The organism is Asanoa ferruginea (assembly GCF_003387075.1).
Taxonomy (GTDB): Bacteria; Actinomycetota; Actinomycetes; order Mycobacteriales; family Micromonosporaceae; genus Asanoa; species Asanoa ferruginea.
In genome coordinates, this window is sequence record NZ_QUMQ01000001.1 from 3,825,823 (window position 1) to 3,850,534 (window position 24,712).

General features: G+C 69.9%; 23 protein-coding genes. 12 read left to right on the plus strand and 11 right to left on the minus strand.

Annotation, left to right across the window (positions count from 1 at the left end; all coding sequences use genetic code 11):
- Positions 1 to 19: 19 nt before the first annotated feature.
- Genes DFJ67_RS17970 through DFJ67_RS17980 form a run of 3 tightly spaced genes read right to left on the minus strand, consistent with a single transcriptional unit; the run spans position 20 to position 2,696 of the window.
- A complete protein-coding gene (locus tag DFJ67_RS17970; RefSeq protein WP_116076345.1) occupies positions 20 to 646 on the minus strand; it encodes a PIG-L deacetylase family protein in 627 nt (208 codons plus the stop codon).
- 5 nt (positions 647 to 651) lie between these two features.
- Positions 652 to 1,467, minus strand: coding sequence for a glycosyltransferase family protein (locus DFJ67_RS17975; protein ID WP_116069043.1), 816 nt, complete (start codon positions 1,465 to 1,467; stop codon positions 652 to 654).
- Positions 1,467 to 2,696, minus strand: a complete 1,230-nt coding sequence (locus DFJ67_RS17980) for a class I SAM-dependent methyltransferase (protein WP_116069044.1) — start codon at positions 2,694 to 2,696, stop codon at positions 1,467 to 1,469. The genes DFJ67_RS17975 and DFJ67_RS17980 overlap by 1 nt, the downstream gene beginning before the upstream one ends.
- 196 nt (positions 2,697 to 2,892) lie before the next feature.
- Here DFJ67_RS17980 and DFJ67_RS17985 point away from each other — a divergent pair, with 196 nt between their 5' ends.
- The 4 genes from DFJ67_RS17985 to DFJ67_RS18000 are packed head-to-tail and all read left to right on the plus strand — an operon-like array spanning position 2,893 to position 7,531.
- On the plus strand, positions 2,893 to 3,921 hold the full coding sequence (locus DFJ67_RS17985) for an NAD-dependent epimerase/dehydratase family protein (RefSeq protein WP_116069045.1): 1,029 nt from the start codon (positions 2,893 to 2,895) through the stop codon (positions 3,919 to 3,921).
- Complete coding sequence (locus DFJ67_RS17990) at positions 3,909 to 5,087, plus strand: class I SAM-dependent methyltransferase (protein ID WP_116069046.1); 1,179 nt, start codon at positions 3,909 to 3,911, stop codon at positions 5,085 to 5,087. The genes DFJ67_RS17985 and DFJ67_RS17990 overlap by 13 nt, the downstream gene beginning before the upstream one ends.
- Positions 5,087 to 5,983 carry a glycosyltransferase family 2 protein gene (locus DFJ67_RS17995; RefSeq protein ID WP_116069047.1) on the plus strand — a complete coding sequence of 299 codons (897 nt, stop codon included), beginning with the start codon at positions 5,087 to 5,089 and terminating at the stop codon, positions 5,981 to 5,983. The genes DFJ67_RS17990 and DFJ67_RS17995 overlap by 1 nt, the downstream gene beginning before the upstream one ends.
- Positions 5,984 to 7,531, plus strand: a complete 1,548-nt coding sequence (locus DFJ67_RS18000) for a lipopolysaccharide biosynthesis protein (protein WP_116069048.1) — start codon at positions 5,984 to 5,986, stop codon at positions 7,529 to 7,531.
- Positions 7,532 to 7,535: 4 nt separating this feature from the next.
- On the opposite strand, the gene DFJ67_RS18005 is transcribed toward DFJ67_RS18000, so the two are convergent.
- A complete protein-coding gene (locus DFJ67_RS18005; protein WP_116069049.1) occupies positions 7,536 to 8,078 on the minus strand; it encodes a GNAT family N-acetyltransferase in 543 nt (180 codons plus the stop codon).
- Between the two features lie 176 nt (positions 8,079 to 8,254).
- Between DFJ67_RS18005 and urtA the strand changes: the two genes are divergently transcribed.
- From urtA to urtE, 5 genes are read left to right on the plus strand one after another with little or no spacing between them, the layout of a single operon-like run.
- Positions 8,255 to 9,505, plus strand: coding sequence for an urea ABC transporter substrate-binding protein (urtA, locus tag DFJ67_RS18010; RefSeq protein ID WP_116069050.1), 1,251 nt, complete (start codon positions 8,255 to 8,257; stop codon positions 9,503 to 9,505).
- Positions 9,505 to 10,392 (plus strand): urea ABC transporter permease subunit UrtB, encoded by an 888-nt coding sequence (gene urtB, locus DFJ67_RS18015; RefSeq protein WP_116076347.1) that lies wholly within the window; start codon positions 9,505 to 9,507, stop codon positions 10,390 to 10,392. Before urtA ends, urtB begins: the two co-directional genes overlap by 1 nt.
- Entirely contained in the window at positions 10,389 to 11,510 is a 1,122-nt protein-coding gene (gene urtC, locus DFJ67_RS18020; protein WP_116069051.1) for an urea ABC transporter permease subunit UrtC, read from the plus strand. The genes urtB and urtC overlap by 4 nt, the downstream gene beginning before the upstream one ends.
- Positions 11,507 to 12,262 (plus strand): urea ABC transporter ATP-binding protein UrtD, encoded by a 756-nt coding sequence (gene urtD / locus DFJ67_RS18025; RefSeq protein ID WP_116069052.1) that lies wholly within the window; start codon positions 11,507 to 11,509, stop codon positions 12,260 to 12,262. Before urtC ends, urtD begins: the two co-directional genes overlap by 4 nt.
- The gene (urtE, locus tag DFJ67_RS18030) at positions 12,259 to 12,954 is read left to right on the plus strand and encodes an urea ABC transporter ATP-binding subunit UrtE (protein ID WP_239097204.1); all 696 of its coding nucleotides are present in this window, start codon (positions 12,259 to 12,261) and stop codon (positions 12,952 to 12,954) included. The genes urtD and urtE overlap by 4 nt, the downstream gene beginning before the upstream one ends.
- A 3-nt stretch (positions 12,955 to 12,957) precedes the next feature.
- Here urtE and DFJ67_RS18035 read toward each other — a convergent pair whose 3' ends face one another.
- The 6 genes from DFJ67_RS18035 to ccrA all read right to left on the minus strand — a co-directional run bounded on the left by DFJ67_RS18035 (position 12,958) and on the right by ccrA (position 20,878).
- Positions 12,958 to 13,944 carry a hypothetical protein gene (locus DFJ67_RS18035; RefSeq protein WP_116069053.1) on the minus strand — a complete coding sequence of 329 codons (987 nt, stop codon included), beginning with the start codon at positions 13,942 to 13,944 and terminating at the stop codon, positions 12,958 to 12,960.
- A 119-nt stretch (positions 13,945 to 14,063) separates the two neighbouring features.
- Complete coding sequence (locus DFJ67_RS18040; RefSeq protein WP_409362919.1) at positions 14,064 to 15,212, minus strand: AI-2E family transporter; 1,149 nt, start codon at positions 15,210 to 15,212, stop codon at positions 14,064 to 14,066.
- Between the two features lie 89 nt (positions 15,213 to 15,301).
- Positions 15,302 to 16,660, minus strand: coding sequence for a carbohydrate-binding domain-containing protein (locus DFJ67_RS18045; RefSeq protein WP_239097205.1), 1,359 nt, complete (start codon positions 16,658 to 16,660; stop codon positions 15,302 to 15,304).
- 71 nt (positions 16,661 to 16,731) lie between these two features.
- Positions 16,732 to 18,024 carry a coiled-coil domain-containing protein gene (locus DFJ67_RS18050; RefSeq protein WP_116069056.1) on the minus strand — a complete coding sequence of 431 codons (1,293 nt, stop codon included), beginning with the start codon at positions 18,022 to 18,024 and terminating at the stop codon, positions 16,732 to 16,734.
- A 128-nt stretch (positions 18,025 to 18,152) separates the two neighbouring features.
- A complete protein-coding gene (locus DFJ67_RS18055) occupies positions 18,153 to 19,391 on the minus strand; it encodes a coiled-coil domain-containing protein (RefSeq protein WP_116069057.1) in 1,239 nt (412 codons plus the stop codon).
- Between the two features lie 137 nt (positions 19,392 to 19,528).
- Positions 19,529 to 20,878: a crotonyl-CoA carboxylase/reductase gene (gene ccrA / locus DFJ67_RS18060; RefSeq protein WP_116069058.1), complete on the minus strand. Its 1,350-nt coding sequence runs from the start codon at positions 20,876 to 20,878 to the stop codon at positions 19,529 to 19,531.
- Positions 20,879 to 21,059: 181 nt separating this feature from the next.
- On the opposite strand from ccrA, the gene DFJ67_RS18065 reads away from it, so the two are divergent.
- Positions 21,060 to 21,992 (plus strand): TIGR03621 family F420-dependent LLM class oxidoreductase, encoded by a 933-nt coding sequence (locus DFJ67_RS18065; protein ID WP_116069059.1) that lies wholly within the window; start codon positions 21,060 to 21,062, stop codon positions 21,990 to 21,992.
- Here the strand turns inward: DFJ67_RS18065 and mce are convergent.
- Positions 21,989 to 22,459: a methylmalonyl-CoA epimerase gene (gene mce, locus DFJ67_RS18070; protein WP_116069060.1), complete on the minus strand. Its 471-nt coding sequence runs from the start codon at positions 22,457 to 22,459 to the stop codon at positions 21,989 to 21,991. The two genes, DFJ67_RS18065 and mce, sit on opposite strands and share 4 nt — an antisense overlap.
- Before the next feature lie 66 nt (positions 22,460 to 22,525).
- On the opposite strand from mce, the gene DFJ67_RS18075 reads away from it, so the two are divergent.
- A complete protein-coding gene (locus DFJ67_RS18075) occupies positions 22,526 to 23,710 on the plus strand; it encodes an acetyl-CoA C-acetyltransferase (RefSeq protein ID WP_116069061.1) in 1,185 nt (394 codons plus the stop codon).
- Entirely contained in the window at positions 23,707 to 24,678 is a 972-nt protein-coding gene (gene meaB / locus DFJ67_RS18080; RefSeq protein ID WP_116069062.1) for a methylmalonyl Co-A mutase-associated GTPase MeaB, read from the plus strand. The genes DFJ67_RS18075 and meaB overlap by 4 nt, the downstream gene beginning before the upstream one ends.
- Positions 24,679 to 24,712 lie beyond the last annotated feature (34 nt).

Sequence of the window (24,712 nt, forward strand, 5' to 3'; positions counted from 1 at the left end):
AACAGACACGCCCTGACGCTCACAGCGACATCACCGCTTTCTCACAGGTGTATGCCTCGGCATACCGCGACCGGCATTCCATCCCGCGCAACCGGGCCAAGCCGAGGAAGACCTCGTCGTCCCACCAGTCGCGGTCCTTCTGTGACGGGAAGTTGGCGTGCAGCAACTCCACCTTGCGGCGGGCGCGCTCGTCGGGCAGCGGCACGTAGACGTTACGCCGGCCAAGATCGCCGTCCCATTTCGGGATCTCGTAGTGCAGCACCACCGCGTCCCGGAACGCGGTCGGCACCAGCTCGGCGAGCAGCCGGTGGTCCTGGTGCGCGTCGTCCTTGGCCGGCGCGACCACGAGGTCGGCACCGTCGGCGGCGGCCGCCTGGACGACGTCTTTCGCCTGGTTCCAGTGCGCGGGGCCGCGGCCGTCGGGCAGGTCGTGCAGGTCGAACGTGATCCGGGCGCCGGGCAGGAAGGCGGCCGCGGCGGCGCGCGCCTCGGCCTGCCGGTCGGGCGTGCCGCTCAGCAGCACGTAGCGCACCTCGACATCGGGCGGGAGGGTCAGCAACAGGCCGCCCGCGCCGATCTCGATGTCGTCGGGGTGTGCGCCGAACAGGACGATCCGGCGGACGCCGGCCAACGCGAAGGAAAGCATCGTCGTCAGGAGATCAGCGCCGGCGCGAGCGAGCCGCCGGTGCGGTTGGTGTCCCACAGCATCCACGGGCAGCGCGCCGAGTAGTAGAGCTGCTCGAGCTCGGCCCGGTCCTTGAAGGTGTCGGCCGCGCGCCAGAAACCCTTGTAGCGCTGGGCGATCACCCGGCCACTCGGCATCAACCGCTCCAGGGCGTGTGGCACCAGCTCTTCACCCTCGCGCATGAAGTCGAAGATCTCCGGGCGGAGGACGAAGTAGCCACCGTTTTCCCACTGCATGAGCTCGTTGACCGGGCGGATGCCGGAGACCCGGTCGCCGCCCTCGATGTCGAGCACGTGGTGGGTCGACTGCACCGGCACGGCCAGCAGGCTGGCGACCGCGTCGCTGGCCTCGAACCGCCGGACCATCTCGTCGAGCGGCGCGTTGGTCAGCGTGTCGGCGTAGTTGGCCAGGAACACCGGCTCGTTCTCGACGTGGGGCCGGACCCGCATCAGCCGCTCGCCGATGGTCGAGTTGAGCCCCGTGTCGATGAACGTGATGTTCCAGTCGGTGATGTCGGACGAGAACAGGCGCAGGTCGCGGTCGCTCATGGCGAGCGTGAAGTCGTTGGAGAGCGTCTCGTCGTAGTGCAGGAAGTAGTCCTTCACCGCGGCCGCGCCGTAGCCGAGGCACAGCACGAAGTCGGTGTGCCCGAAGTGGGCGTAGTAGCGCATCACGTGCCACAGCAACGGGCGGTCACCGATCATCGCCATGGGCTTCGGTGCGGACTGGGCGTCTTCGCGCATCCGCATGCCCAGGCCGCCGCAGAAGAGGACGACCTTCATCACACCACCTCGAGGTCCGGGATCGGGAAGACCAGCCGGCCGCCCCACTCTCGCACGTAGGCCAGTTGGGCCGAGATCTCGGTGCGCAGGTTCCACGGCAGCACCAGCACGTAGTCGGGCCGGTCCTGCGCGATCCGCTCGGGCGCGTGGATGGGGATATGCGTGCCCGGCAGGAACATGCCCTGTTTGTGCGGGCTGCGATCAACGGTGTATTCGAGCAGATCCGCCCGGATGCCGCAGTGGTTGAGCAGCGTGTTGCCCTTGCCCGGTGCGCCGTAGCCGACCACCCGGCGACCCTCGGCCCGCGCGGTGAGCAGGAAGTCGAGCAGGTCGCGCTTGATGTCGAAGACCGCCTCGGCGAAGCCCTTGTGGCCGTCGACGGTGTGCAGGCCGGCCTCGGCCTCGGCGTCGAGCACCGACTTGACGTTGCTGGACGGCTCACCGGCCGCGGCGCCGTGCCGGGCGTGCACCCGCAGCGACCCGCCGTGCGTCGACAGTTCCTCGACGTCGACCACCACGAGGCCGGCGGTGGCCAGGGCCCGCTGCGCGGTCAGCAGCGAGAGGTATTGGTAGTGCTCGTGGTAGATCGTGTCGTATTGCCGGCGTTCGATCAGCCGGAGCAGGTGCGGGAACTCGAGCGTCACCAGGCCCTCGGGCTTGACCAGCGCGGCCAGGCCGGCGGTGAAGCCGACCAGGTCGGGCACGTGGGCGTAGACGTTGTTGCCGGCGACCAGGTCGGCCCGGCCGTAGCGCGCCGCCAGTGCCGCACCCGTCTCCGGGCCGAGGAACTCGTTCTCCGTGCGGATGCCCTTGCCCCGCGCGACTTCGGCGATGTTGCTCGCCGGCTCGATGCCGAGCACCGGCACGCCGCGCGCGACGAAGTGCTGCAACAGGTAGCCGTCGTTGCTGGCGACCTCGGTGACCAGACTCTCCGCGCCCAGCCCGAGTTGCTCGGCCATCGTGTCGGCGTAGCGCTTGGCGTGCGCCACCCACGAGTCCGAGTATGACGAGAAGTAGGCGTAATCGGAGAAGATGTCTTCGCCCGCGACGTATGCGGGCAGCTGCACCAGCAGACAACTGGGGCAGAGGCGGACATGTAGCGGGTAGAACGTCTCCGCGCTGTCCAGCCGTGCGGCCGGAAGGTAGCTCTCGCACAGCGGGGACATGCCCAGGTCGACGAACGTTTCGGTCAACTCCGTCGCACAGAGGCGACAAACGGCAGTGGTCATGAGCAGGTACCCCGATTTCGAGCCAACACCGGTCAGCGCGGACAGTCGGCCCCGGCCCGCGCCCGGTCGAGACGCTAGCCAGGTGGCCCATGGCCATGGGGCGTGGAGTAAGAAGTCCGACACTAGTCCGGACCGTCCCGCCGAGCCCTCCGTAGACTCGCGATTCTCACCCCGGACAACGCTGCGGAGCTTCACCATGCGCACACTCGTGACCGGCCATGACGGATACATCGGCAGCGTGCTGGTGCCGCTGCTGCGGGCCGCGGGGCACGACGTCACCGGCCTCGACATCAGCCTCTACGCCGACGGCGTGCTCGGCCCGCCGCCGCCCGCCGTGCCGGCCCTGCGGGTCGACCTGCGCGACGTCGAGCCCGACCACCTGCGGGGCTACGACGCGGTGTTGCACCTAGCCGCGCTGTGCAACGACCCGATCGGCAACCTCAACCCCGATCTGACCTATGACATCAACCACCGGTCGACCGTCCGGCTGGCCAAGGCCGCCAAGGCCGCGGGCGTTGGTCGGTTCCTGTTCTCGTCGTCGTGCTCGCTCTACGGCGCCGGCCTCGACGACCGGCCGCTCGACGAGGAGGCCGGCTTCGCGCCGGTGACCCCCTACGGCGAGTCGAAGATCCTCTCCGAGCAGGGCCTGGCCGAGCTCGCCGACGACGACTTCTCCCCGGTCTACCTGCGCAACGCCACGGCTTACGGTTTCTCCCCGCGCCTGCGCGGCGACCTGGTGGTCAACGACCTGACCGCGCACGCGCTGCTCACCGGCGAGGTGCGGCTGCTCTCCGACGGCACCGCCTGGCGGCCGCTGGTGCACGTGGAAGACATCTCCGCGGCGTTCCTGGCGCTGCTGGAGGCGCCGCGTGACGTGGTGCACAACCGGGCCTACAACATCGGGCAGACCGGTGAGAACTACCTCATCCGCGACGTGGCCGAGATCGTCCGCGACGTGGTCGTCGGCTCGACCGTCACGTTCGCCGGCGGCGCTTCGGCCGACTCCCGCAACTACCGGGTGAGCTGCGAGCGGATCGCCGCCGAGGTGCCCGGGTTCCGTCCAGCATGGACGGTGCGCAAGGGCGTCGAGCAACTGGTCGAGGAATACCGCCGGCACGGCCTGACCATCGACGCGTTCACCGGCGAGGCCTACCAGCGGCTCAAGAAGATCCGCGCGCTGCTGGCCGCCGGCCGGATCGACGAGCAGCTCCGGTGGACGTCGTGACCCGCTGTGCCGCCTGTGGCGACGGCGAGTTGGTGCCGTTCGCCGACCTCGGCACGATCCCGGTCTTCTGCGGCGTGCACTGGGCCAGCCGCGACGAGGCGTTGGCCTCACCGCTGGGCCGGATGGCGCTGTCCTACTGCCCGTCCTGCGCCTACGTGCGCAACGTCGAGTTCGAGCCGGCGCTGCTGCACTACGACACGACGATGGACACCAACCTGCACCACTCGCCGGCGTTCCAGTCGTTCTCCGCCGAGCTGGTCAAGCACCTGGTCGACCGCTACCCGCTGCGCGGCGCGACCGTGCTCGACATCGGTTGCGGGCAGGGCGAGTTCCTCCGTGAGCTGTGTCACGTCGCCGGCGCGCGCGGCATCGGTTACGACGCCATGTATGCCGGCGCCGAAGGACCCGACCCGTCCGGCGCCGAGTTCCATAGTGGACACGCGCCGCTCGACGAGACGACGCCGGAGTTCGACTTCGTCACGTCGCGGCACTGGTTCGAGCACATCGACGACCCGTTCGAGTTCCTGGTGGCGCTGCGCCGGCTGGCCGGCGACCGGCCGGTGCGCGGATACATCGAGGTGCCGGACGCCTGTTACGACATGGCCACCGCGGGCTGGGAGGTCATCTACCCGCACGTCTCCTACTTCGACGCCTACTCGCTGCGCCGGATCGTCGAGCGGGCCGGCTGGCGGGTGGAAGAGACCGGGCCGCTGTTCCAGGGAATGTTCCGGTTCGTGGAGTTCTCGGTCAACGTGTCCGGGCCGCCCGCGTCGACCGCACCGCTGCCCGGGGCCGAGGCGGTGTCCCGGCAGCTCGAAGCGATCCGTGGCTTCGCCACCCGGCACTTCGCCGAGCGCGACAAGTGGCGCACGCTGATCGCCGACCGGATCGCCGCCGGCGACCACCCCGTGCTCTGGGGCGCCGGCTCCCGTGGCGTGCAGTTCCTGCACCTCGCCGACCCCGACGGCAAGCTGGCGGCCGTGGTCGACGTCAACGCACGCAAGTGGGGTAGGTTCCTGCCCGTGACGGGACACGAGGTCACCGCGCCGGCGACGCTGGCCGGGCTGGGCACCCGCACCGTCATCATCACCAACCCGGCCTACCGCGGCGAGATCGGCGAATCCCTGCGTGCCCTCGGCGTCGACGCCGAGTTGCTGGTGGCGTGATGCCCCGGCTCACGGTCGGCGTGCCGGTCTACAACGCGGCCCGCTACCTGCCGGTGGCGCTCGACGCGCTGCGGGCGCAGGACTACCGCGACTTCGAGATCGTCATCAGCGACAACGCCTCGACCGACGAGACCTGGGAGATCTGCCAGCGCTACGCGGTGGCCGAGCCGCGGATCCGGTTGTGGCGCAACGAGCAGAACCTCGGGGGGCACGCCAACTTCGGCAAGGTGGTCGAGCTCGCGTCGGGGGAACTGTTCAAGTGGGCGGCCTACGACGACATCTGCCGCCCGGGTTTTCTTTCCGCCTGTGTCGCCGCGCTCGACGCCGCTGGGCCGCGGGCGGTGCTCGCCTACCCGAAGACGGTTCTGATCGATGAGGAAGGCGCGCCGATCGGCGCGTATGCCGACAAGCTCGACCTGCGGGACGCGCGGGCCTGGAAGCGACTTTCCGGGCTGGCCAACAACATCAGCCTGTGCCACGCCCATTTCGGCGTGTTCCGGCTCGACGCGCTGCGCCGCACGGGCCTGATCCGGCCGTTCCTGTCGTCCGACTACACGCTGATGGCGGAGGTCGCGGCGATCGGCGAGATCCACGAGGTGCCGGAGCCGCTGTTCCTGCGCCGGGTGCACGGCGCGTCGACCCGGCAGGCGGGCAACAGCGCCGCGTCGGCGACCGCGTGGTTCGCGCCGTCCGGCAACGGGAAGGCGACCCGCTCGCCGCGCACCAACATGCTCCGCCAGACGGCGCGGGCGCTGCGCGGCCACCCCGGCGGGCTCACCAACTCGGCCGCGTTCCTCGGCACCTGGTTCGCGCGCCGCGGCCGGGTGCGGCTCGGCGCGTTGCGGCGGCGGCTGACCGGCCGCCCGATGCCGACGCTGACCGAGAGCGGCGCGTAGGTGGTAACCGCACCGCCCGCTGAGCCGACCGCCGCGCCGGCCGCGAAGAAGCCCGGCGTCGGCAGCGCGATCGGTTGGTCGTACGTGCTCACCGCTGGCCGGGTCGGCGCCACCGTGCTGGTCACGTTCGTGCTGGCGAAGCTGCTCGGCCCGAGCGAGTTCGGCGTCGTCGCGATGGCCACGGTCTTCATCACGGTCGCGCAGACGATCCTCCAGCAGGGCCTGGTCTCGGCGATCGTGCAGCGCGACAAGCTGACGCCCGAGCACCTCGACGCCGCGTTCGGTGTCATGGTCATCTCGGGTGTCGTCGTGTGCGGCGCCGTGGCCGCGCTCAGCCCGGTCTGGGCCCTGGTCAACCGGGAGCCACAGCTCACCGTCGTCTGCCTGTCGCTGTCGCCGCTGGTGCTGATGCAGGCGCTGACCATCGTGCCGGAGGCGGTGCTGCGGCGAGACCTCCAGTTCCGTTCGGTCGCGCTGCGCACCCTGAGCGCCTCGGTGGTCAGCGGTGTGGTCGGCGTGGTGCTGGCCCTGATGGGCGCCGGCGTGTGGGCGCTGGTCGCGCAGTCGCTGGTGAACGCGTTCGTCGGCCTGGTGGTGCTCTGGACGGTCTGCCCGTGGCGCCCGTCCCGCCGGTTCCAGCTCGGCGCGATCCGCGACCTGTGGAAGTTTTCGGTCCATTCCGCCAACGCCGGCCTGGGCTCGATGCTGAGCTCGAAGGCCGACATCATCTTCACCGGCCTGTTCTTCGGCCCGATCGCGACCGGCATCTACCGCTTGGCGGCCCGCCTGCCCGACATGCTGGTCGACGTGACGGTGCGCTCGCTGCAACAGGTGGCGCTGCCGTCGCTGTCGCGGCTGCAGAAAGACCGCGACGCGTTCATCCGGCATCTGACCACGCTCCAGCACCTGGGCGCCCTGACCGGCCTGCCGCTGCTCGGCGTGCTGGTCGCGGCGGCCGGCCCGCTGGTCGACTTCCTCGGCCCGCAGTGGGCCGGCACCGAGGTGCCGCTGGCGCTGCTGTGCGGCTACGGCGCGCTCAACGCCTACGGCGTGCTGCTCGGCCCGGCCCTACAGGCCATCGGCCAGCCGGCCAAGCTGGCCGCGATCCTGTGGACCCGCGGCATTTTGGGCGTCGTGGTGTTCGCCGGGGTCGGCACGCTGCTGCACGGCTCGTCGGCGGCTCGCCAGGCAACGGCCATCGCCCTGGCCGCCATCAGCATGCAGATCGTGATGAACGCGGCTTCGGTCTGGGTCACCGTCAAACGCGCGGTGGGCGGCTCGATCCCGCGCTTCCTGGCACCGACGATCCCGTCGGTCCTGGCCGGGTTGGTCGCGGCGGGGACACCGCTGCTCTTCGACGCCCTGGCCATCTCGGTCGGGCCACCGTTGCTGGCGCTGGTCGCCTACGGCGCGGTCGCCGCAGCCCTGTCCGGCGTGGTGCTCTGGTTGACCGACCGCCGCCTCCGTCTGCTGGTCCGCAAGAAGCTCGGCGCCCGCCTCGACTGGATCCCGCTGAGCCACCCACACACCGGCCGGCACGCGGCTTAGCCCCTCACCGCTCCCGTTCGAGGAAAGCGAGCTGCGCGGTCTTCTCCGGGGTCCGCACCTGGTCGCCGAAGACGAAGCCCAGGCGGCGCCAGCGGGTCAGGGCACGGTCGTTGCGCGCGTCGGGTTCGACCAGGATCCGCCGCACCCCGGGCCGCGCGAAGGCGAAGCGCAGCAGGGCGCCCGCGACCGCGGCCGTGAACCCGGGGATCGGTGGGTCAGCCGGGGCGAGGAACAGGTGGATGCCGAAGTCGCCCTCGCGGACCGGGTAGTGCTCGCCGATCGGGTCGGCCGCCGGCTCGTAGGTCTGGAAGATGCCGACCGGGGTGTCGCCGAGCCGCATCAGGTAGGCGTGGTGGGTGTCGAGGCCGTCGAGGAACTCGTAGATCTCCTGGACGAGGCCGGGGGAGTGTGCGGTCATGCCCCAGAAGAACGCCCGGGGTTCGGTGACCCATCCGTAGATCAGGTCCAGGTCGGCCACCGGGTCCAGGCGGTGTAGGCGAAGGGTGCCCAGGCCCGGGAGTTCCTCTTCGAGGCAGCCGGACGTCATGGTCGCTCCTCAAGGTTTGGTGAGCCTTACCTAACCACGAGCGCGGGGAGTCGACAAGGGAGCGTGCGTTGCTAACCGAGCGTCGATCTGCCGGAAACGGTCGGTCAACGACGGGGAAACGGCTGGGCAACGGCCAGGCCCGACGATATTGATTCCCGTTGACGCATGGAGGATCGATGCTTGCTGATCATGGGCGCCGGCGTACGTCCGGCGCGTTGGCAGTGTTCCTCACCGCGACGCTGGCTCTGGCCGGCTGTGGCAGCAAGACCGGCCAGAATGAGTCAACCGCTGGGGCCAGCGTGGACACCTCCGGCGACACCGTCAAGGTAGGCCTGCTCAACTCGCTGTCCGGCACCATGGCGATCAGCGAGGTCACCGTCCGCGACGCCATCCTGCTCGCTGTCGACGAGATCAACGCGGCCGGTGGGGTGCTGAAGAAGAAGATCGAGCCCATCAGCGAGGACGGAGCGTCGGACTGGCCGACCTTCGCCGAGAAGGCCGAGAAGCTCATCAAGGAGAACGGCGTCGCCGCCGTGTTCGGCTGCTGGACCTCGGCCAGCCGCAAGGCGGTCAAGCCGGTGTTCGAGGAGAACAAGTCGCTGCTGTTCTACCCCGTGCAGTATGAGGGGCTCGAGCAGTCGCCCTACATCTTCTACACCGGGGCGACGACCAACCAGCAGATCGTGCCGGGGCTCGACTATCTCAAGTCGCAGGGCAAGTCGACGGTCTACCTGGTGGGCAGCGACTACGTCTTCCCGCGGACCGCCAACAAGATCATCAAGGCGTACGCCGAAGCGAACGGGATGACCGTGCTCGGTGAGGACTACGCGCCGCTGGGCTCCACCGAGTTCGGCACGATCGTCAACAAGGTCAAGGCGTCCAAGGCCGCCGCCGTCTTCAACACGCTCAACGGCGACAGCAACGTGGCCTTCTTCAAGGAATACAAGTCGGCCGGGCTGACCGCGGCCGGCATGCCGGTGGTCTCCGTGTCGATCGCCGAGGAAGAGGTCAAGAGCATCGGCACGCAGTATCTCGCCGACCAACTGACCGCGTGGAACTACTACCAGACCACTCCCGGCGCGGCCAACCAGAAGTTCGTCGCCGCCTACAAGGCGAAGTACGGCGCCGACAAGCCGACCAGCGACCCCATGGAGGCCGCGTACGTATCGGTCTATCTGTGGAAGGCGATGGTCGAGAAGGCCGGCTCGTTCGAGGTCGAGAAGGTCAAGGCCGCCGCCGACGGGGTCACCTACGACGCGCCCGAGGGATCGGTGAAGGTGGACGGGCCGACCCAGCACATCTACAAGACCGCGCGGATCGGCAAGGTCGGCGCCGACGGCCTGATCACCGAGGTGTGGAACTCCGGCTCGCCGCTCAAGCCGGACCCCTACCTCAAGGGCTACCCGTGGGCGACGGGCCTGTCCTGATGACCGTCATCGTCAGTCAACTCTTCACCGGCGTCAGCATCGGGGCGGTGTTGCTGCTGATCGCGCTGGGCCTGTCGCTGACGTTCGGCCAGATGGGCGTCATCAACATGGCGCACGGCGAGTTCATCATGGCCGGTGCCTACACGGTCTACGTCCTACAGGGCGGGCTCGCCAGCGCTGGGCTGTCGCTGCTGGTCGCCCTGCCGGTGGCGTTCCTGGTCGCCGGCGCGATGGGTGCGGCCCTGGAATACCTGCTGATCCGCCGCCTCTACGCCCGCCCGCTGGACACCCTGCTGGTGACCTGGGGCGTGGCGCTGATCCTCCAGCAGTTGGCCCGCGACATCTTCGGCGCGCCCAACGTGCAGACCCGGGCGCCGGACTGGCTCACCGGCAACATCCCGGTGTTCGGTGACCTCGCGCTGTCGACCAACCGGCTGTTCATCCTGGGTCTGGCCATCCTCGCGGTGGTGGTGCTGACGCTGGTGCTGCGGCTCACCCCGCTGGGCCGGCGGATCCGCGCGGTGGTGCAGAACCGCGACCTCGCCGCGGTGTCCGGCATCCCGACGGCGCGGGTCGACCGGCTCACCTTCTTCATCGGGTCGGGCCTGGCCGGCGTCGCCGGGGTGGCGCTGACCCTGCTCGGCCCGATCGGCCCGACGATGGGCACCAACGTCATCATCGACGCGTTCCTGGTGGTCGTCGTCGGCGGCATCGGTCAGCTCAAGGGCAGTGTCATCGTCGCCTTCGTGCTCGGCACTCTCCAGTCCCTTGTGGAATACACCACCACGCTCAGCGTCGCCAAGGTGATCGTCTTCGTGGCGATCGTCGCGTTCCTCCAGTGGCGTCCGCAGGGCCTGTTCACGCTGCGCACCCGGAGCCTGGCATGACCGCGACCGCCGACCGGCCGACCACCGCGACACTGCCGCCCGCGCCACCGCGGCGGCGGGAGCTCAGCGCGCCGGTCCGGGCCGCGATCGGCTTCGCGGCCGGCGCACTGCTGCTGTTCGCGCTCGCGCCGGCGGTCCTGTCCGACTTCCGGTTGAGCCTGCTCGCCAAATACCTCTGCGTCGCGATGGTCGCCGTGGGCATCGGCCTCGCGTGGGGTCGCGGCGGCCTGCTCACCCTCGGCCAGGGCGTCTTCTTCGGCCTCGGCGGCTATGCCATGGCGATGCATATGAAGCTCGCCGACGCCGGGCCGGGCCAGATGCCCGACTTCATGCAGCTCTACGGCCAGCTCGACGCGTTGCCGTGGTGGTGGCGACCGTTCGCGAACCCCTGGTTCGCGCTGCCGGCGACCGTGCTGCTGCCGATGCTGATCGCGTTCCTGCTCGGCTCGCTGGTGTTCCGCCGCCGGGTCCGCGGCGCCTACTTCGCGATCCTCAGCCAGGCACTGGCCGCCGCGCTGGTGATCTTCCTGATCGGCCAGCAGGGCACCACCGGCGGCACCAACGGCCTGACCGACTTCCAGGGCTTCTTCGGGTACGACCTGGACGACCCGGTCAACCAGCGGATGGTCTATTTCATCGTCGCCGCCGGCCTGCTCCTGCTGCTCGCCCTGGCGCGGCAGCTGATGCGCAGCCGATACGGCGAGCTGCTGGTCGCGGTGCGCGACGGCGAGGAGCGGGTGCGGTTCCTGGGCCACAACCCGGCGAACGTCAAGCTCGTCGCTTATGTGGTGGCCGCCGGCATGGCCGGCCTCGCCGGTGCGCTGTTCGTGCCGGCCGTCGGCATCATCAACCCGGCCCTGATCGGCGTCGTGCCGTCGATCGAGTTCGTGGTCGGTGTCGCCGTCGGTGGCCGGGCGGTGCTGCTCGGGCCGGTCCTCGGCGCGGTCGCGGTGGCCTGGGCCCGGACCAGCCTGTCCGAGGAGTTCCCGGCGGCGTGGACCTACCTGCAAGGGCTGTTGTTCGTGGTCGTCGTCGCGTTCCTGCCGGGCGGGCTGGCATCGCTGCCGGCCCTGGCCCGGCGCTGGCGCCGCGACCGGGGAGAGGAGGTCACCACGTGACCGGGCTGGAGATCCGTGGGCTGCGGGTGAGCTTCGACGGGTTCGTGGCCGTCGACGGGGTCGACCTGACCGTGGCGCCGGGCGACATCAGGTTTCTGATCGGGCCCAACGGCGCGGGCAAGACCACCCTGGTCGACGCCGTCACCGGGTTGGTCAGGGCGACCGGTTCGGTCACCTTCGCCGGCCACGAGCTGCTCGGTCGGCCGGTGCACCGGATCGCGCGGTTGGGAGTCGGCCGCACCTTCCAGACGTCGTCGGTGTTCGAGAACCTGTCGGTGCTTCAGAACCTCGACATCGCGGCGGGAGCCGGACGCGGCGCGTGGACGGTGCTGCGCCGCCGGCGGGTCGTGCCGGAAGCGGTCGAGCGGGCACTCGAGACGGTCGGGCTGACCGGCCGCCGGGACGCGCTGGCCGGCACCCTCGCACACGGCCACAAGCAGTGGCTGGAGATCGGCATGCTGCTCGTCCAAAACGTCGACCTGCTCCTGCTCGACGAGCCGGTGGCCGGGATGAGCCACGAGGAACGGGACGCGACCGGTGCGCTGCTGGCGTCGATCAGCGCCGACCGCACTGTCGTGGTCATCGAGCACGACATGGACTTCATGCGCAGCTTCGCCCGCACGGTCACGGTGCTGCACGCGGGCCGGGTGCTGAGCGAGGGGACGGTGGCGCAGGTGCAGGCGGATCCCCGCGTGCAGGAGGTCTACCTGGGCAGCTCGCCGGTCACGGCGACGGCCGGAGGTGCCGGATGATGCTGGAGATCGCCGACGTCTCCTCGGGGTACGGGCGTACCTCTGTCCTGCATGGAGTGTCCGTCGCGGTCCCCGACGGCCGGATCTCGGCGCTGATGGGGCACAACGGCGCGGGCAAGAGCACCCTGCTGCGCACCGCGATCGGCCTGCTGCGCCCGCGGCACGGCACGGTCACGTTCGCCGGCGCCGACGTCACCCGGCTGGCGCCGCACGAGCGGGTGGCCCGGGGGATGGGCTACGTGCCGCAGGGCCAGCAGTGCTTCCCGCACCTGACGACGGCGGAGAATCTGCGGCTGGTCGCCGACACCCGGCGTGGCGGGCTGTCGGCGATGGCCGACGCCGTCGACCTGTTTCCGGCGCTGGGCCCGCTGATGTCGCGGCGGGCCGGCCTGCTCTCCGGCGGGCAGCGCCAGCAACTCGCGATCGCCCGCGCACTCGTCACCGGGCCGCGGCTGTTGCTGCTCGACGAACCGACCGAGGGCATCCAGCCGTCGGTGGTGGCCGAGATCGAGCGGGCGATCCTGGAGATCAGCCGGGCCAACGGCATCTCGTTCCTGCTGGTCGAGCAGCACGTGGGCTTCGCCGTGCGGGCCGCCGACCGCTATTACGTGCTGGAGTCGGGCCGGGTCACCTCGCAGGGTGCGGGCGGCCAGGAAGCGGAGGCGTCGGTGCGGGCGGCGCTGGCGGTGTGAGCGTCAGCGGTCGGTGACGGGCCGTTTGTCGTCGGCGTAGACGTTGGTGTCGGCCCAGGAGATGCCCGGCAGGTCGGGGTGTGCGACCACGCCGTAGCGGAAGTCGCGGCCGAAGACGTTGCGGCGGAACGTGACCGCCTGGGCCTTCAGGTCGTCGCGGATGCCGACCGAATAGTTGCCGCCGTTGCAATAGTTGTCTTCGACGACCAGGTCGCGCACCACCGGAGACGTGGTCGAGCCGAGCATGATGCAGGCGTTGAGCGGGTCGTTGGCCGCCTTGTTGTAGGGCTCCAGGCGGTTGTGCTTGACCACGATGGCGGTGCCGCCGGTCGTCTGGAGCGCGTCGTTGTGCGAGTCGTCGAGGCGGGCCAGGTCGTGGATCCACGAGTCGACCACGGTCGTCTTGTTGCCCAGCCGCGGTCCGTCGACGACGTTGTGCACGTTGACCCGGCGCAGCGTGTAGTTGTCGCAGCAGACGGCCGTCGAGTTGACGCCGCTGCCGTCGATCTCGACATCTTCGACGACCAGGTTTTCCGTGGTGTCGAAGGTGCGGATCGCCCAGGTCTTGCGGTCGCAGGTGATGCGCGACTGGCGGATCGTCACGTTGCGGGCGTGCACGTCGACGCAGCCCTCGATGTCGAGGCCGGTCACCACCTCGCCGTCGGTGACCAGGTCGAGGCTCTCGGCCTTGGTCAGCGCGGTGCCCTTGGGCACACCCGTGTTGCCGGCGTCGGGCCAGGCCGTCGGGATCGCGCCGTTGGCGTCGACCAACGCGCCGGGCGACGCCCCGGCGGCGCTGGCACCGGTGGCCGGTGCCACTGTCTCGTCGGACGGCAGGACCCAGGTGGCCACCAGAGCACCGATCAGCAGGACGGACAGCACGCCGAGGGCGATCGCGATCGGGAGGCGCCAGCGCTTGCGCCAGGACGGCCTGGGCGGGGGGTCTTCCGGGCCACGCACCCGCGCGACGCCGACGGCGGTGTTGGACACGATTCCCCCAGATGTCGCGCGGCACGGCACCGATGACGGCGCCGCCGGGCTGCGAACGTCCCGACGTTACAAGGCGCGGTCGCGAGGTCACAACCCCAGCGCGGCTCCGTTGTGGATAACTAGCGGGCTTCCTGCCTGGGCATTACCACTTCGCGGACGATGAGCTGGACGGCCGCCACCGCCGGGATCGCGACCAGCGCGCCGAGCACGCCGAACAGGCCGACGCCGACCAGCGCCGCCACGATCGCGGCCACGTCGCTGACCTTCACCGACTTGCGCATCACCTTCGGGTAGATCAGGTAGTTCTCCACCTGCTGGTAGACGAGGAAGAACACCGCGGCCGCGATGCCGATCGTCAGCGAGTCGGCGAACGCGACAACCGTGACGATCACCGCGCCGATGGTCGCGCCGATCTGCGGGATCAGGTCACAGACCGCGACCACCACGGCGAGCGCGAACGGGTAGGCCAGGCCGACGATCATCGCGAACACGAAGGCGCTGATGCCGGCCAGGACCGCGATCGCCAGGGCGCCGACGATGTAGGCGCCGACCTTGGCGAGGATCTCGTCGGTAAGCAGCTGGACCCGGCCACGGCGGGACCGTGGCACGAGTGCGTAGGCGGCGCTCTTCATCTTGTCGAACGACGCCATGAAATAGATGGTCAGCACCAGCACGGTGAGCACCTGGAACAGGGTGCCGAAGATCAGCTTGGCACCGCCGAAGACGCCGCCCAGCGCCCGGCTGAAGGTCTCCGGGCTGGCCAGCGACTTGGCCCGCTCGACCAGGTCGAACTGGCCGACCAGGTCGTTGATGGTGGCGTTGCGTTGCAGCGTCTCGATGTAGCCGGGCGCCGCCGCGATGAAGTCGCCCACCTGCGTGACCAGCGGGGGCACCAGCGCGCCGATCGCGCCGCCCAGCACGAGCACCAGCGCGAGCGCGACGATGGTCACCGCGCCGCCGCGCGGGACGCCCCACTTGCGCAGCCGGACCACCGCCGGGTTGAGGCCGATGGCCAGGAACAGCGCGATGAAGATCAGGATCAGGATGCTGAAGGCGTTGCGGACGGCCAGATAGCTCGCGTAGGCCAGGACCAGCCCGAGCCCGCCGAACAAACCCAGCAGGAACGGGCTGCGCCGGAACGGCCGGCCCGGCTGGCCGAAGGGCGACTCGTCGTCTTCGGCCGTGCGCGGCTTCGGGACCGGCTCTGCCTCGGCCACCAGGCCGTCGGGTTCGTCGGTCGTCGGAGTCGGATCATCGACGCTGCTCACCTGGCACCCCTTTCCACCCGCCAGGCCCGGCACGTTACAAGACCGGTGCGACGGTCGTGCGACCGCCGCACCGGCTCAGGCTCGAGCGATCAGCGTACGACGCCGATACCCGAGATCGTCCTGTCGTACTCGGTGAAGGTCTGGTTGTTGAATGGCCCGTAGATCCAGGTGTGCAGCGACTCGGCGGCCGTGTCGATCTCGACCAGGCGCACCGGGTTGGTGGTGTTCGAGTGGAACGTCTGTAGGAACGAGTAGATCTTGTTGCCGTGCACCCCGGTGTCGACCCGGCTGCCGGCGACGCCGACGTGACCGGAGAACACGAACCGGATGTTGGCGTACTGCTTGATCAGGTTGTCGAAGAGATACTGCGGGCTGGTCGCGCCGTATGACGCGCTCTGCTCGATGTTGCCGTTGCCGTCGATAAAGTCGTGCGTGACGACGATGACGTTGCTGTGCGGGTTGGCGGCCACGACGTTCTTGGCCCAGTTGACCGCCTCGACCCGCGGCCACAGCTCGAGCGTCAGCACCAGCCACTGCGCGCCGCCGGCCGAGAAGGTCGAGTAGTTGTTGTCGACCTTGCCGGCCTCGAACTGGCCGCTGACCGCGCGATACTGGCCCGCGGTGAAGTAGCTGTTGAAGACGGTGGTGTCGCGGACCAGCTCGCGCGTGTGCGCCGGGTCGCGGGCCGAACCGCCGACGCCGGTCGCCTGGGTGTCGTGGTTGCCGATCGCGAGGGAGTAGGGGATGCCCGCGGTCTCCACCGGGCGCATCGCGTTGCGGGCGACCACATACTGCGAGTGATCGGGCGTGTCCCAGTTGACCACGTCGCCGGACGAGGCGACGAACCGCAGGTCGAGCGCCGAGCGGTTGTTGACCAGCCAGTTGGTGCGGTTGAGGAACCGAGTGTCGGAGGCGTTCAACACCTCCTGCTGGGTGTCGGGCATGACGGCGAAGGTGAACTTCGTGTCAGTGACGACATTTTCCATTTTGGCGTACGAGATGTGCACGTTGCGGTCACACGCCGACGAGCTGAAGTCGTTGACGAACTGGATTTTCACCGCGTGTGTGCCGGCCGCCAACGCCGGCCCGACCGGATAGGTGCCGTACTGCGTCGCGCTGACGATCGTCGTGCTGCCGACCACCGTGCCGTCGACGGTGACCTGCACCGTCGGCCAGCCCTGGCAGTTGTCGCCGATCGCGCCGATCTGCACCCGGCCGGAGCCGGTGATCATCGTGGTGGCGTAGCTCGTGTTGCCCCACAGCGAGGCGTGCACCCCGGATGCCGGCTTGGGCATGCCGGTCGCCGTGCGCAGGGCGCCGTTGACAACGGTGAACTGGGGCGGTTCGGCCGCGTGGGCCGGGGCGGTTACCGCCGTCGACAGGACGCTCGCGATGACCATCGCGAACGCCAGCCTGGTCCTACTGACCCGCATTGTCGGTTCCTCCATGCATGGTTGTCCATGGACAACCGGCATGTTAGGGACCCGAAGTGGACACGAGCTGTCGTGATCGTGGCCGATTAGTCGGCGGCGAGGGTACGGCTCTTCCGCTCGCCGGCATCGACGGTCGCGCTGAGCGCGGCGCCGTTGCTCTTGCCGTTGGGTGAGTCAGCCTCCGGCTGTGCTTCGGCCGGCTGTGCTTCGGCCGGCTGCGCTTCGGCCGGCTGTTCTTCGGCCGGCTGCTGCTCGGCCAGCGACTGCTGTGCCGCGGCCAGCTCGGCCTGGACCTCGGCGAGCTGCTTGCGGGCCAGCTCGGTCTCCTGCTGGATCTCGGCCAGCCGGGCGGTCTCCTCGTCTTGCTGCCGGCCGATCGCGGCCGCGTGCTCCTCGGCCTGCCGGCGCAGCTCGACCGCGTAGCGCTCGGCCTCCACCCGCTCGGCGGTCACCTGCTGCTCGACGCCGGTGCGCCACTGGGTCAGCTCACGCTCGGCGGTCGCGCTGCGGGTCGTGTAGTCCTGCTCGGCGCTGGTCTGCCGCTCGCGGATCTCCCGCTCCAGGTTGGCCCGCCGGTCGGCGAGCTCCTGGTCGATCGCGGCCTGCCCGGTCGTCTTCGACTGCTCGAGCGCGGCCCGCTGCTCGGCGCCCTGGCGCTCCAGCGCCGCCCGCTGCTCGGCCGTCTCGCGCTCGACCGCGGTGCGCTGCTCGGTGGTGAGCCGCTCGGTCTCGGCGCGCAGGGCGGCGACCTCGCGTTCGGCGGCGGCGCGCTGCCCGGCGAGGTCGCGATCGACCTCGGCGCGGTTGGTGTCGGCCTCGCGGCGGGCGGTGGCCAGGATCTGGCCGGCCTCGCCGTGCAACCGGTGGATCTCGGCGTGAGTGGCCGCGAGCTGCGCCTCGACCTCGGCCCGGCGGCCGGCGTCGACCTTCTCCTCTTCGGCGCGGCGCGCGGTGAGGGCGAGCTCGAAGTCGCGGATCGCCGCGGCAGCGTGCCCGCGTGCCTCGTCGATCAGGTTGTCGGCCTCGTCGCGCTGGGTCTGCACCGAGCGGTGCGCGTCGGCGCGGATCTCGTCGGCCTGCTCCTCGGCGAGCGCGAGGATCTGCTCGACCCGCGGGCCGAGGTGGCGGAACCGCACGACGTCGATCGTCGCCGACTCGCGGCGCACCGCGGCCAGCTCGACCTGGAGCTGCTCGACCTGCGCGGAAAGCGTGTGGATCTGGGCGAAGCGGTCTTCGCGCTCGGTCAGCAGCGCGGCGATCTCCTGCTCGGCCTGCGCGACATAGCGCTCGACCTGGCGACGGTCGTAGCCGCGGAGCGCGGACTCGAAATGAGGAGAGGAGACGTCGCCCATAGCGAACAGTTCCGCGCCATTGGACATGGTCACATCCTCACACCGACGCCCCGTTTCGACCAATATTAGACGACGCCTCACACGGCGTCAGGCCGCACCGCGAGATCGCGATGCGGCCTGACACTGCGTGCCGTTAGCCCCAGCCGGCGGCCGCCTCAGGCGTTGGCCGCTGACTTGTCGTCGGCGTCCTTGTCCTTCTTGGCCTCCTGCTTCGGTGCCGTCACCGAGGGGACGATGCCGGCGAGACCCGAGAGCATCTGGCCGAGCTGCGCCGTGACCGCGTCTTTCTGGCGGGTGAGGTCTTCGACCTCGCGCCGGGCGGTGTTGGTCGTGATCTCGGCCTCGTTGCGCGCCTCGGTGAGGTGGCGGTGCGCCTCGGACTGGGCTTCCTTGAGGTTCTTGTCGGCCGCGGCGCGGGCCCGGTCGACCGTCTCGGCCGCGGTGCGCTCGGACTCGACCCGGCGCGCCTCGGCGCGCTGCTCGATCTCCTTGGCGCGGTCTTCGGCGGCGCGGGCGCGCTCCTCGGCCTCGGCGACCAGCTTCTGGGTCTGCGCGACCTGGGCGGCGTGCCGCTCGGACTCTTCGCGCTCCGACTTCTCGCGGCGCTCGGCGAGCTCGAGCGCGAGGGCCTGCAGGTCCTTGTCGCGCTTGTCGCGGGCGTCGGAGAGCATCTTGGTCGCCTCGGCGCGCTTCTCCTCGGCCTCGCGGCCGGCCTTGGCCCGGAGCTGGGTGATCTCGCGCTCGGCGGTGGCCCGCAGGGTGGCGACCTCACGCTCCACGGTCGACTTGAGCTCGGCGACCTCGTGGGCGGTCACCGTGCGGAGCTGCTTGGTCTCCCGGTCGGCGTCGGCACGCAGCGTGTCGGCCTCGCGGCGGGCCTGAACCCGGACCTCGGCGGCCTCGCGCTCGGCGGCCGTGCGCAGGCTGCCGGCCTCGCGCTCGGCGGTGGCCTTCATGGCCGCGGCCTCGGCACGGGCCTTGTCGGTGATCTCGCGGGCCTCGAGCCGGGCCGCGGAGAGGATGCCCTCGGACTCGCGCTTGGCTTCGCCGCGGTGGTCGTTGGCCTGCTCTTCGGCGAGGCGCAGGATCTGCTCGACCCGGGTGCCCAGACCGGAGAGCGTGGGCCGGTTGTTCTCCTCGAGCTGCTTGTTGGTGTCGTTCAGCTTCTGCTCGAGTGCGCCGAGCCGCTGCTCGGCCTGGCGCAGGCGGCGCTGCGCGTCATTGGTCTTCTGCTCCGCGTCGGCGCGCTCCTTCTCGGCGGCGGCGAGGCGGTTCTGAAGACGCGCGAGGGTGTCGTCGACCTGCCTGCGGTCGTAGCCGCGCAGAGCGACGGTGAACTCTTCCGTCGAGTTAGCGTTCTCGAAGAAGCCAAGGGAGGACTGCTGCTGGGGCATTGGGACATCCTGGCAGACCTACCCAGGGGCAGCGCAAGGGTGGTGCGGCCGTTGTCGCCCGACAAAGCATGGTCATCTTACCAGTGTTGGCCGTCGACATAGGAAATTCCGCCGATCGTGGACAAACGGCGAGTCGGCTATTCCCCCCGGAACCGGTTGATCGCATCTTCGTGCCGTGCGCGCAGCTCAGGATCACGAACGCCCAGCCCTTCGGCCGGTGCGAGGCAGCGGACGCCGACCTTTCCCTGGTGCCTGTTGCGTTGTACGTCGAGGGTCGCCTGCCCGGTCTGCTCCAGCGGATAGACGCGGGAGAGGGTGGGGTGGATTCGAGCCGAAGAGATGAGTCGATTCGCTTCCCACGCCTCGCGATAGTTGGCGAAGTGGCTGCCGATGATCCGCTTCAGGTTCATCCACAGATAGCGGTTGTCGAACTCGTGCTGAAAACCACTCGTCGACGCGCAGGTGACGATCGTCCCGCCGCGCCGAGCGACGTACACGCTGGCTCCGAAGGTCTCTCGCCCCGGATGCTCGAACACGATGTCGGGGTCGCGCCCACCCGTCAGCGACCGGATCAGCTCACCCAGCCGCTTCCACTCGCCCGGGTTCTGGGTGTGTTCGTCGGACCAGAACCGGAAGCCCTCGGCGGCACGGTCGATGACGAGTTCGGCGCCCATCCGGCGGCACAGCTCGGCCTTCTCCGGCGAGGACACCACACAGACGGGCGTGCCACCGCCGTTGAGGACGTACTGGGTGGCGTACCCACCGAGCCCGCCGGAGGCGCCCCAGATGAGCACCACGTCACCCTGCTTCATCGCGGCGCCGTGGTGCGAGACGAGCTGCCGGTAAGCGGTCGAGTTGACCAGCCCCGGGCAGGCCGCCTCCTCCCAGGTGAGGTGCCGCGGCTTGGGCATGAGCTGGTTGGCCTTCACCACGGCCAGCTCGGCGAGGCCGCCGAAGTTGGTCTCGAAGCCCCAGATCCGCTGCTCCGGGTCGAGCATGGTGTCGTCGTGCCCCTCGGCTTCCTCCAGCTCGACCGACAGGCAGTGCGCGACCACCTCGTCGCCGGGCCGCCACTTCGAGACGCCCGCACCCACCCGGAGCACGACGCCGGCAGCATCGGAACCCACCACCTGGTAGGGCAGCTCGTGCCGCTTGGTGATCGCGGAGAGCTTGCCGTAACGGCGCAGGAACGCGAACGTCGGCACGGGTTCGAAGATGCTGGTCCACACGGTGTTGTAGTTGATGGCGCTGGCCATGACCGCGACCAGGGCCTCACCGGGCGCCAACTCGGGTGTCGGCACGTCCTGGATGTGCAGCGACTTGCGCGGGTCCTTGTCGCTGGTCGCCAGCCCCTCGAACATCCCGGTCTCGTCGGCCCGAACCACGACACCGCGGTAGGTAGGCGGCACGGGTATGCGCCCGAGCGCCGACAGATCAGGCGAAGTGGACCCTTCGGCGGCCATGATCGTTTCGACGATGTCGCGCACCGCGAACCTCCGCGCTCCCGGGACAAACCTGGTGTTCCGGACGTTACGCACGTAAGCCCCGGCCCGGACCCGGTTCGTGAAACCAGCTTTGCTCTGCACCCCTGTAGGAAGCGCCCAACCCGGCGGGCGCTTCCTACAGGGGTGCAGAGCAAAGCCTGGAAATGCCACTAGGGTCGGCGGCATGCCGAAGGCGTTTCGCTTCACCGCTTCTATGCCTGGTCTCAACCGCACGCCTGCGGAGTGGCGCGACCAGATTCGCCGGCTGGAGGGGATGGGGTTCAGCTCCGTTTCCGTCTCCGACCACTTCACTGACGGCTGGGCGATGGATCCGATCGTGGCGATGACCGTGGCCACCGAGGCGACCTCCACGCTCAAGGTGCTCGCGCTCGTGTTCTGCAATGACTTCCGGCATCCCGTGCTGCTGCACAAGTCGATGGCCAACCTCGACGTGTTCTCGGGCGGCGGGCGGGTGGAGATCGGGCTCGGTGCAGGCTGGAAGCAGAGCGAGCACGAGGCCGCCGGGCTCACCTTCGACCCGCCCGGCGAGCGGATCGAGCGGCTCGGCGAGTCGATCGAGGTGATCACGGGGTTGTTCCGCGCCGTGCCCCTCACGTTCAAAGGCGCGCACTACCAGGTCACCGACCTCGACGGGCTACCCAAGCCGGCCACAAAGCCGCGGCCGCCGATTCTGGTCGGCGGGGGGAGTCGCAAGGTGCTCGAGCTGGCCGGGCGGGCCGCCGACATCGTGGGGATCAACCCGCGGTTGACCGCCGGCGGTGGGCTGGCTGCCGCGATGGCCGACATGACCGCCGAGCGGATCGCCACCAAGGTGGGCTGGGCGCGCGCCGCCGCCGACGATCCGGGCGCGCTGGAGTTTCAGATGACGATGCTCGACGTGCGGGTCACCGTCGGGGGCGAGACGCACGGGTCGACGTCGAGCCAGGCCCGGGAGGCGTCACCCGAGCAGCTCGCCGCCTCGCCCGCGGTTTTGCACGGCACCGTCGACGAGTGTGTCGACAAGCTGATCGAGGTGCGTGAGCGGTTCGGGATCAGCTATTTCCACCTCGGCAGCAACCTGGCCGCCGCGGCGCCGATCGTGGCGCGGCTGGGCTAGCGCGGGGGCTCGACCAACTCGACCAGCACACCGCCGGCGTCTTTGGGGTGCACGAAGTTGATCCGGGAGCCGGCGGTGCCGCGCCGCGGAGCGTCGTAAAGGAGCCGCATGCCACGGGACCGCAGGGCCGCAGCGGCCGCCTCGACGTCGCGCACCGTGTAGGCCACCTGCTGCACGCCGGGGCCCGACCGGTCGAGGAACTTGGCGATCGCCGAAGTCGGTGACAAGGGCGCTAGCAGTTGTACGCAACCGCCGGCGGGAGTCGGCCCAACCGACATCATCGCCTCGCGTACGCCCTGGTCCTGGTTTTCCTCAACGTGGACACACGTCATCCCGAAAACCCGGGAGTAGAACTCGATGGCCGCGTCAAGGTCGGCCACCGCCACTCCGACATGGTCGATGCGGAGCAGGCCCACATCCGGAGTGACAGACTCGTCAGCGTGCTTCGCGGCGGCGTCCTGGCCCATGGCGATATTCTGGCCTAACGATCGCTAAGGTGACCGGTCGACACCCTGTTCTGAGAGGTAAACGACATGACGAGCGTGATCGTTGGCGGCGCGCGGACGCCGATGGGCCGGCTGTTGGGCAACCTCAAGGACTTCCCGGCCACGAAGCTGGGCGGCATCGCGATCAAGGCGGCGCTGGAGCGGGCCGGGGTGGCACCCGAGCAGGTCGACTACGTGATCATGGGCCAGGTGCTCCAGGCCGGCGCCGGGCAGATGCCGGCCCGCCAGGCCGCGGTCGCCGCCGGCATCCCGATGTCGACCCCCTCGCTGACGATCAACAAGGTCTGCCTCTCCGGCCTCGACGCCATCGCCCTGGCCGACCAGCTCATCCGCGCCGGTGAGGCCGAGATCGTGGTGGCCGGCGGCATGGAGTCGATGACCAACGCGCCGCACCTGATGCTCGGCCAGCGTGGTGGCTACAAATACGGCGACGTCACCGTCAAGGACCACATGGCGCTCGACGGGCTCACTGACGCGTTCGACCAGGTCAGCATGGGTGAGTCGACCGACCGGCTGGGGCTCAAGCTGAACATCGGCCGCGAGGAGCAGGACGAGTTCTCCGCCCGCAGCCACCAGCGGGCCGCCGCGGCGCAGAAGAACGGCAATCTGGCCGAGGAGATCGTCGCCATCGAGATCCCGCAGCGCCGGGGCGAGCCGATCGTGATCGAGGAAGACGAGGGCATCCGGCCCGAGTCGACCTCCGAGTCGCTCGGCAAGCTGCGGCCGGCGTTCCTGAGTGACGGCACGATCACCGCCGGCAGTTCCTCGCCGATCTCCGACGGTGCGGCCGCGGTGGTCGTGATGAGCCAGGCCAAGGCCGCCGAGCTCGGGCTGACCTGGCTCGCCGAGATCGGTGCGCACGGCATGGTGGCCGGCCCCGACAACTCGCTGCACGCGCAGCCGTCCAACGCGATCAAGAAGGCGCTCGACAAGCAGGGCCTGACCGTCGCCGACCTCGACCTCATCGAGATCAACGAGGCCTTCGCGCAGGTCGGCATCCACTCGATGCGGGAGCTGGGCGTCACCGACGAGATCGTCAACGTCAACGGCGGCGCGATCGCGCTCGGCCACCCGATCGGCATGAGCGGCGCCCGACTGGCGCTCACCCTCGCGCTGGAGCTCAAGCGGCGCGGTGGCGGCACCGGCGCGGCGGCCCTGTGCGGTGGCGGTGGCCAGGGCGACGCCCTGATCATCACCGTTCCCAAGGCATGAGTCTTCGGCGCAGCAGGAGCGTTCCCGAGCTGGTCGAGCAGGCGCGCGCGGGTGATCACCGCGCGGTCGCCCGGCTGATCACCCTGGTCGAAAACGGCGACGAACTTCTTCCGGAGATCGCTGCCGCGCTCGCACCGCACACCGGTCAGGCCCAGGTCATCGGCCTGACCGGGTCGCCCGGCGTGGGCAAGTCGACGACCACCAACGAGCTGGTCCGTGAGCTGCGCAAGCAGGGGCACCGGGTGGGCGTGCTGGCCGTCGACCCGTCCAGCCCGTTCACCGGCGGCGCGATCCTCGGCGACCGGGTGCGGATGCAGGACCACGCCACCGACCCGGGCGTCTACATCCGGTCGATGTCGTCGCGCGGGCACCTGGGCGGGCTCGCCGCCGCGACGCCGCAGGCCGTGCGGGTGCTGGAAGGCGCCGGCTGCGACGTCGTGCTGGTCGAGACCGTCGGCGTCGGCCAGGCCGAGGTCGAGGTGGCGTCGCTGGCCGACACCACGCTCGTGCTGCTCGCACCCGGCATGGGCGACGCGATCCAGGCGGTCAAGGCCGGCATCCTGGAGATCGCCGACGTGTTCGTGGTCAACAAGGCCGACCGCGACGGTGCCGACAACACCTACCGCGACATCCAGGGCATGATCGGGCTCGGCGAGCGGGGGCCGGGCGACTGGCGGCCGCAGGTGGTGCGCAGCGTCGCCAGCAAGGCCGAGGGGATCGGCGACATCGCCGCCGCGATCGACAAACACCGCGCCTGGCTGGTCGAGCACGGCGAGTTGCGCAAGCGCCGGGAGAAGCGGGCCGCCGCCGAGGTCGAGGCGATCACGCTTGGCGTGCTCCGCGCCCGGATGGCCTCCTTCCGCGACGGTACGACATTGAAAGAGCTGGCCACCTCGGTCGCCGCGGGGGAGCTGTCGCCCTACGCCGCCGCCGAGCGGCTGCTGGCCACACTCGATCCCAAGAACTGAGCAACCTTCGGGGCAACGTCGCGCGTTACGTACC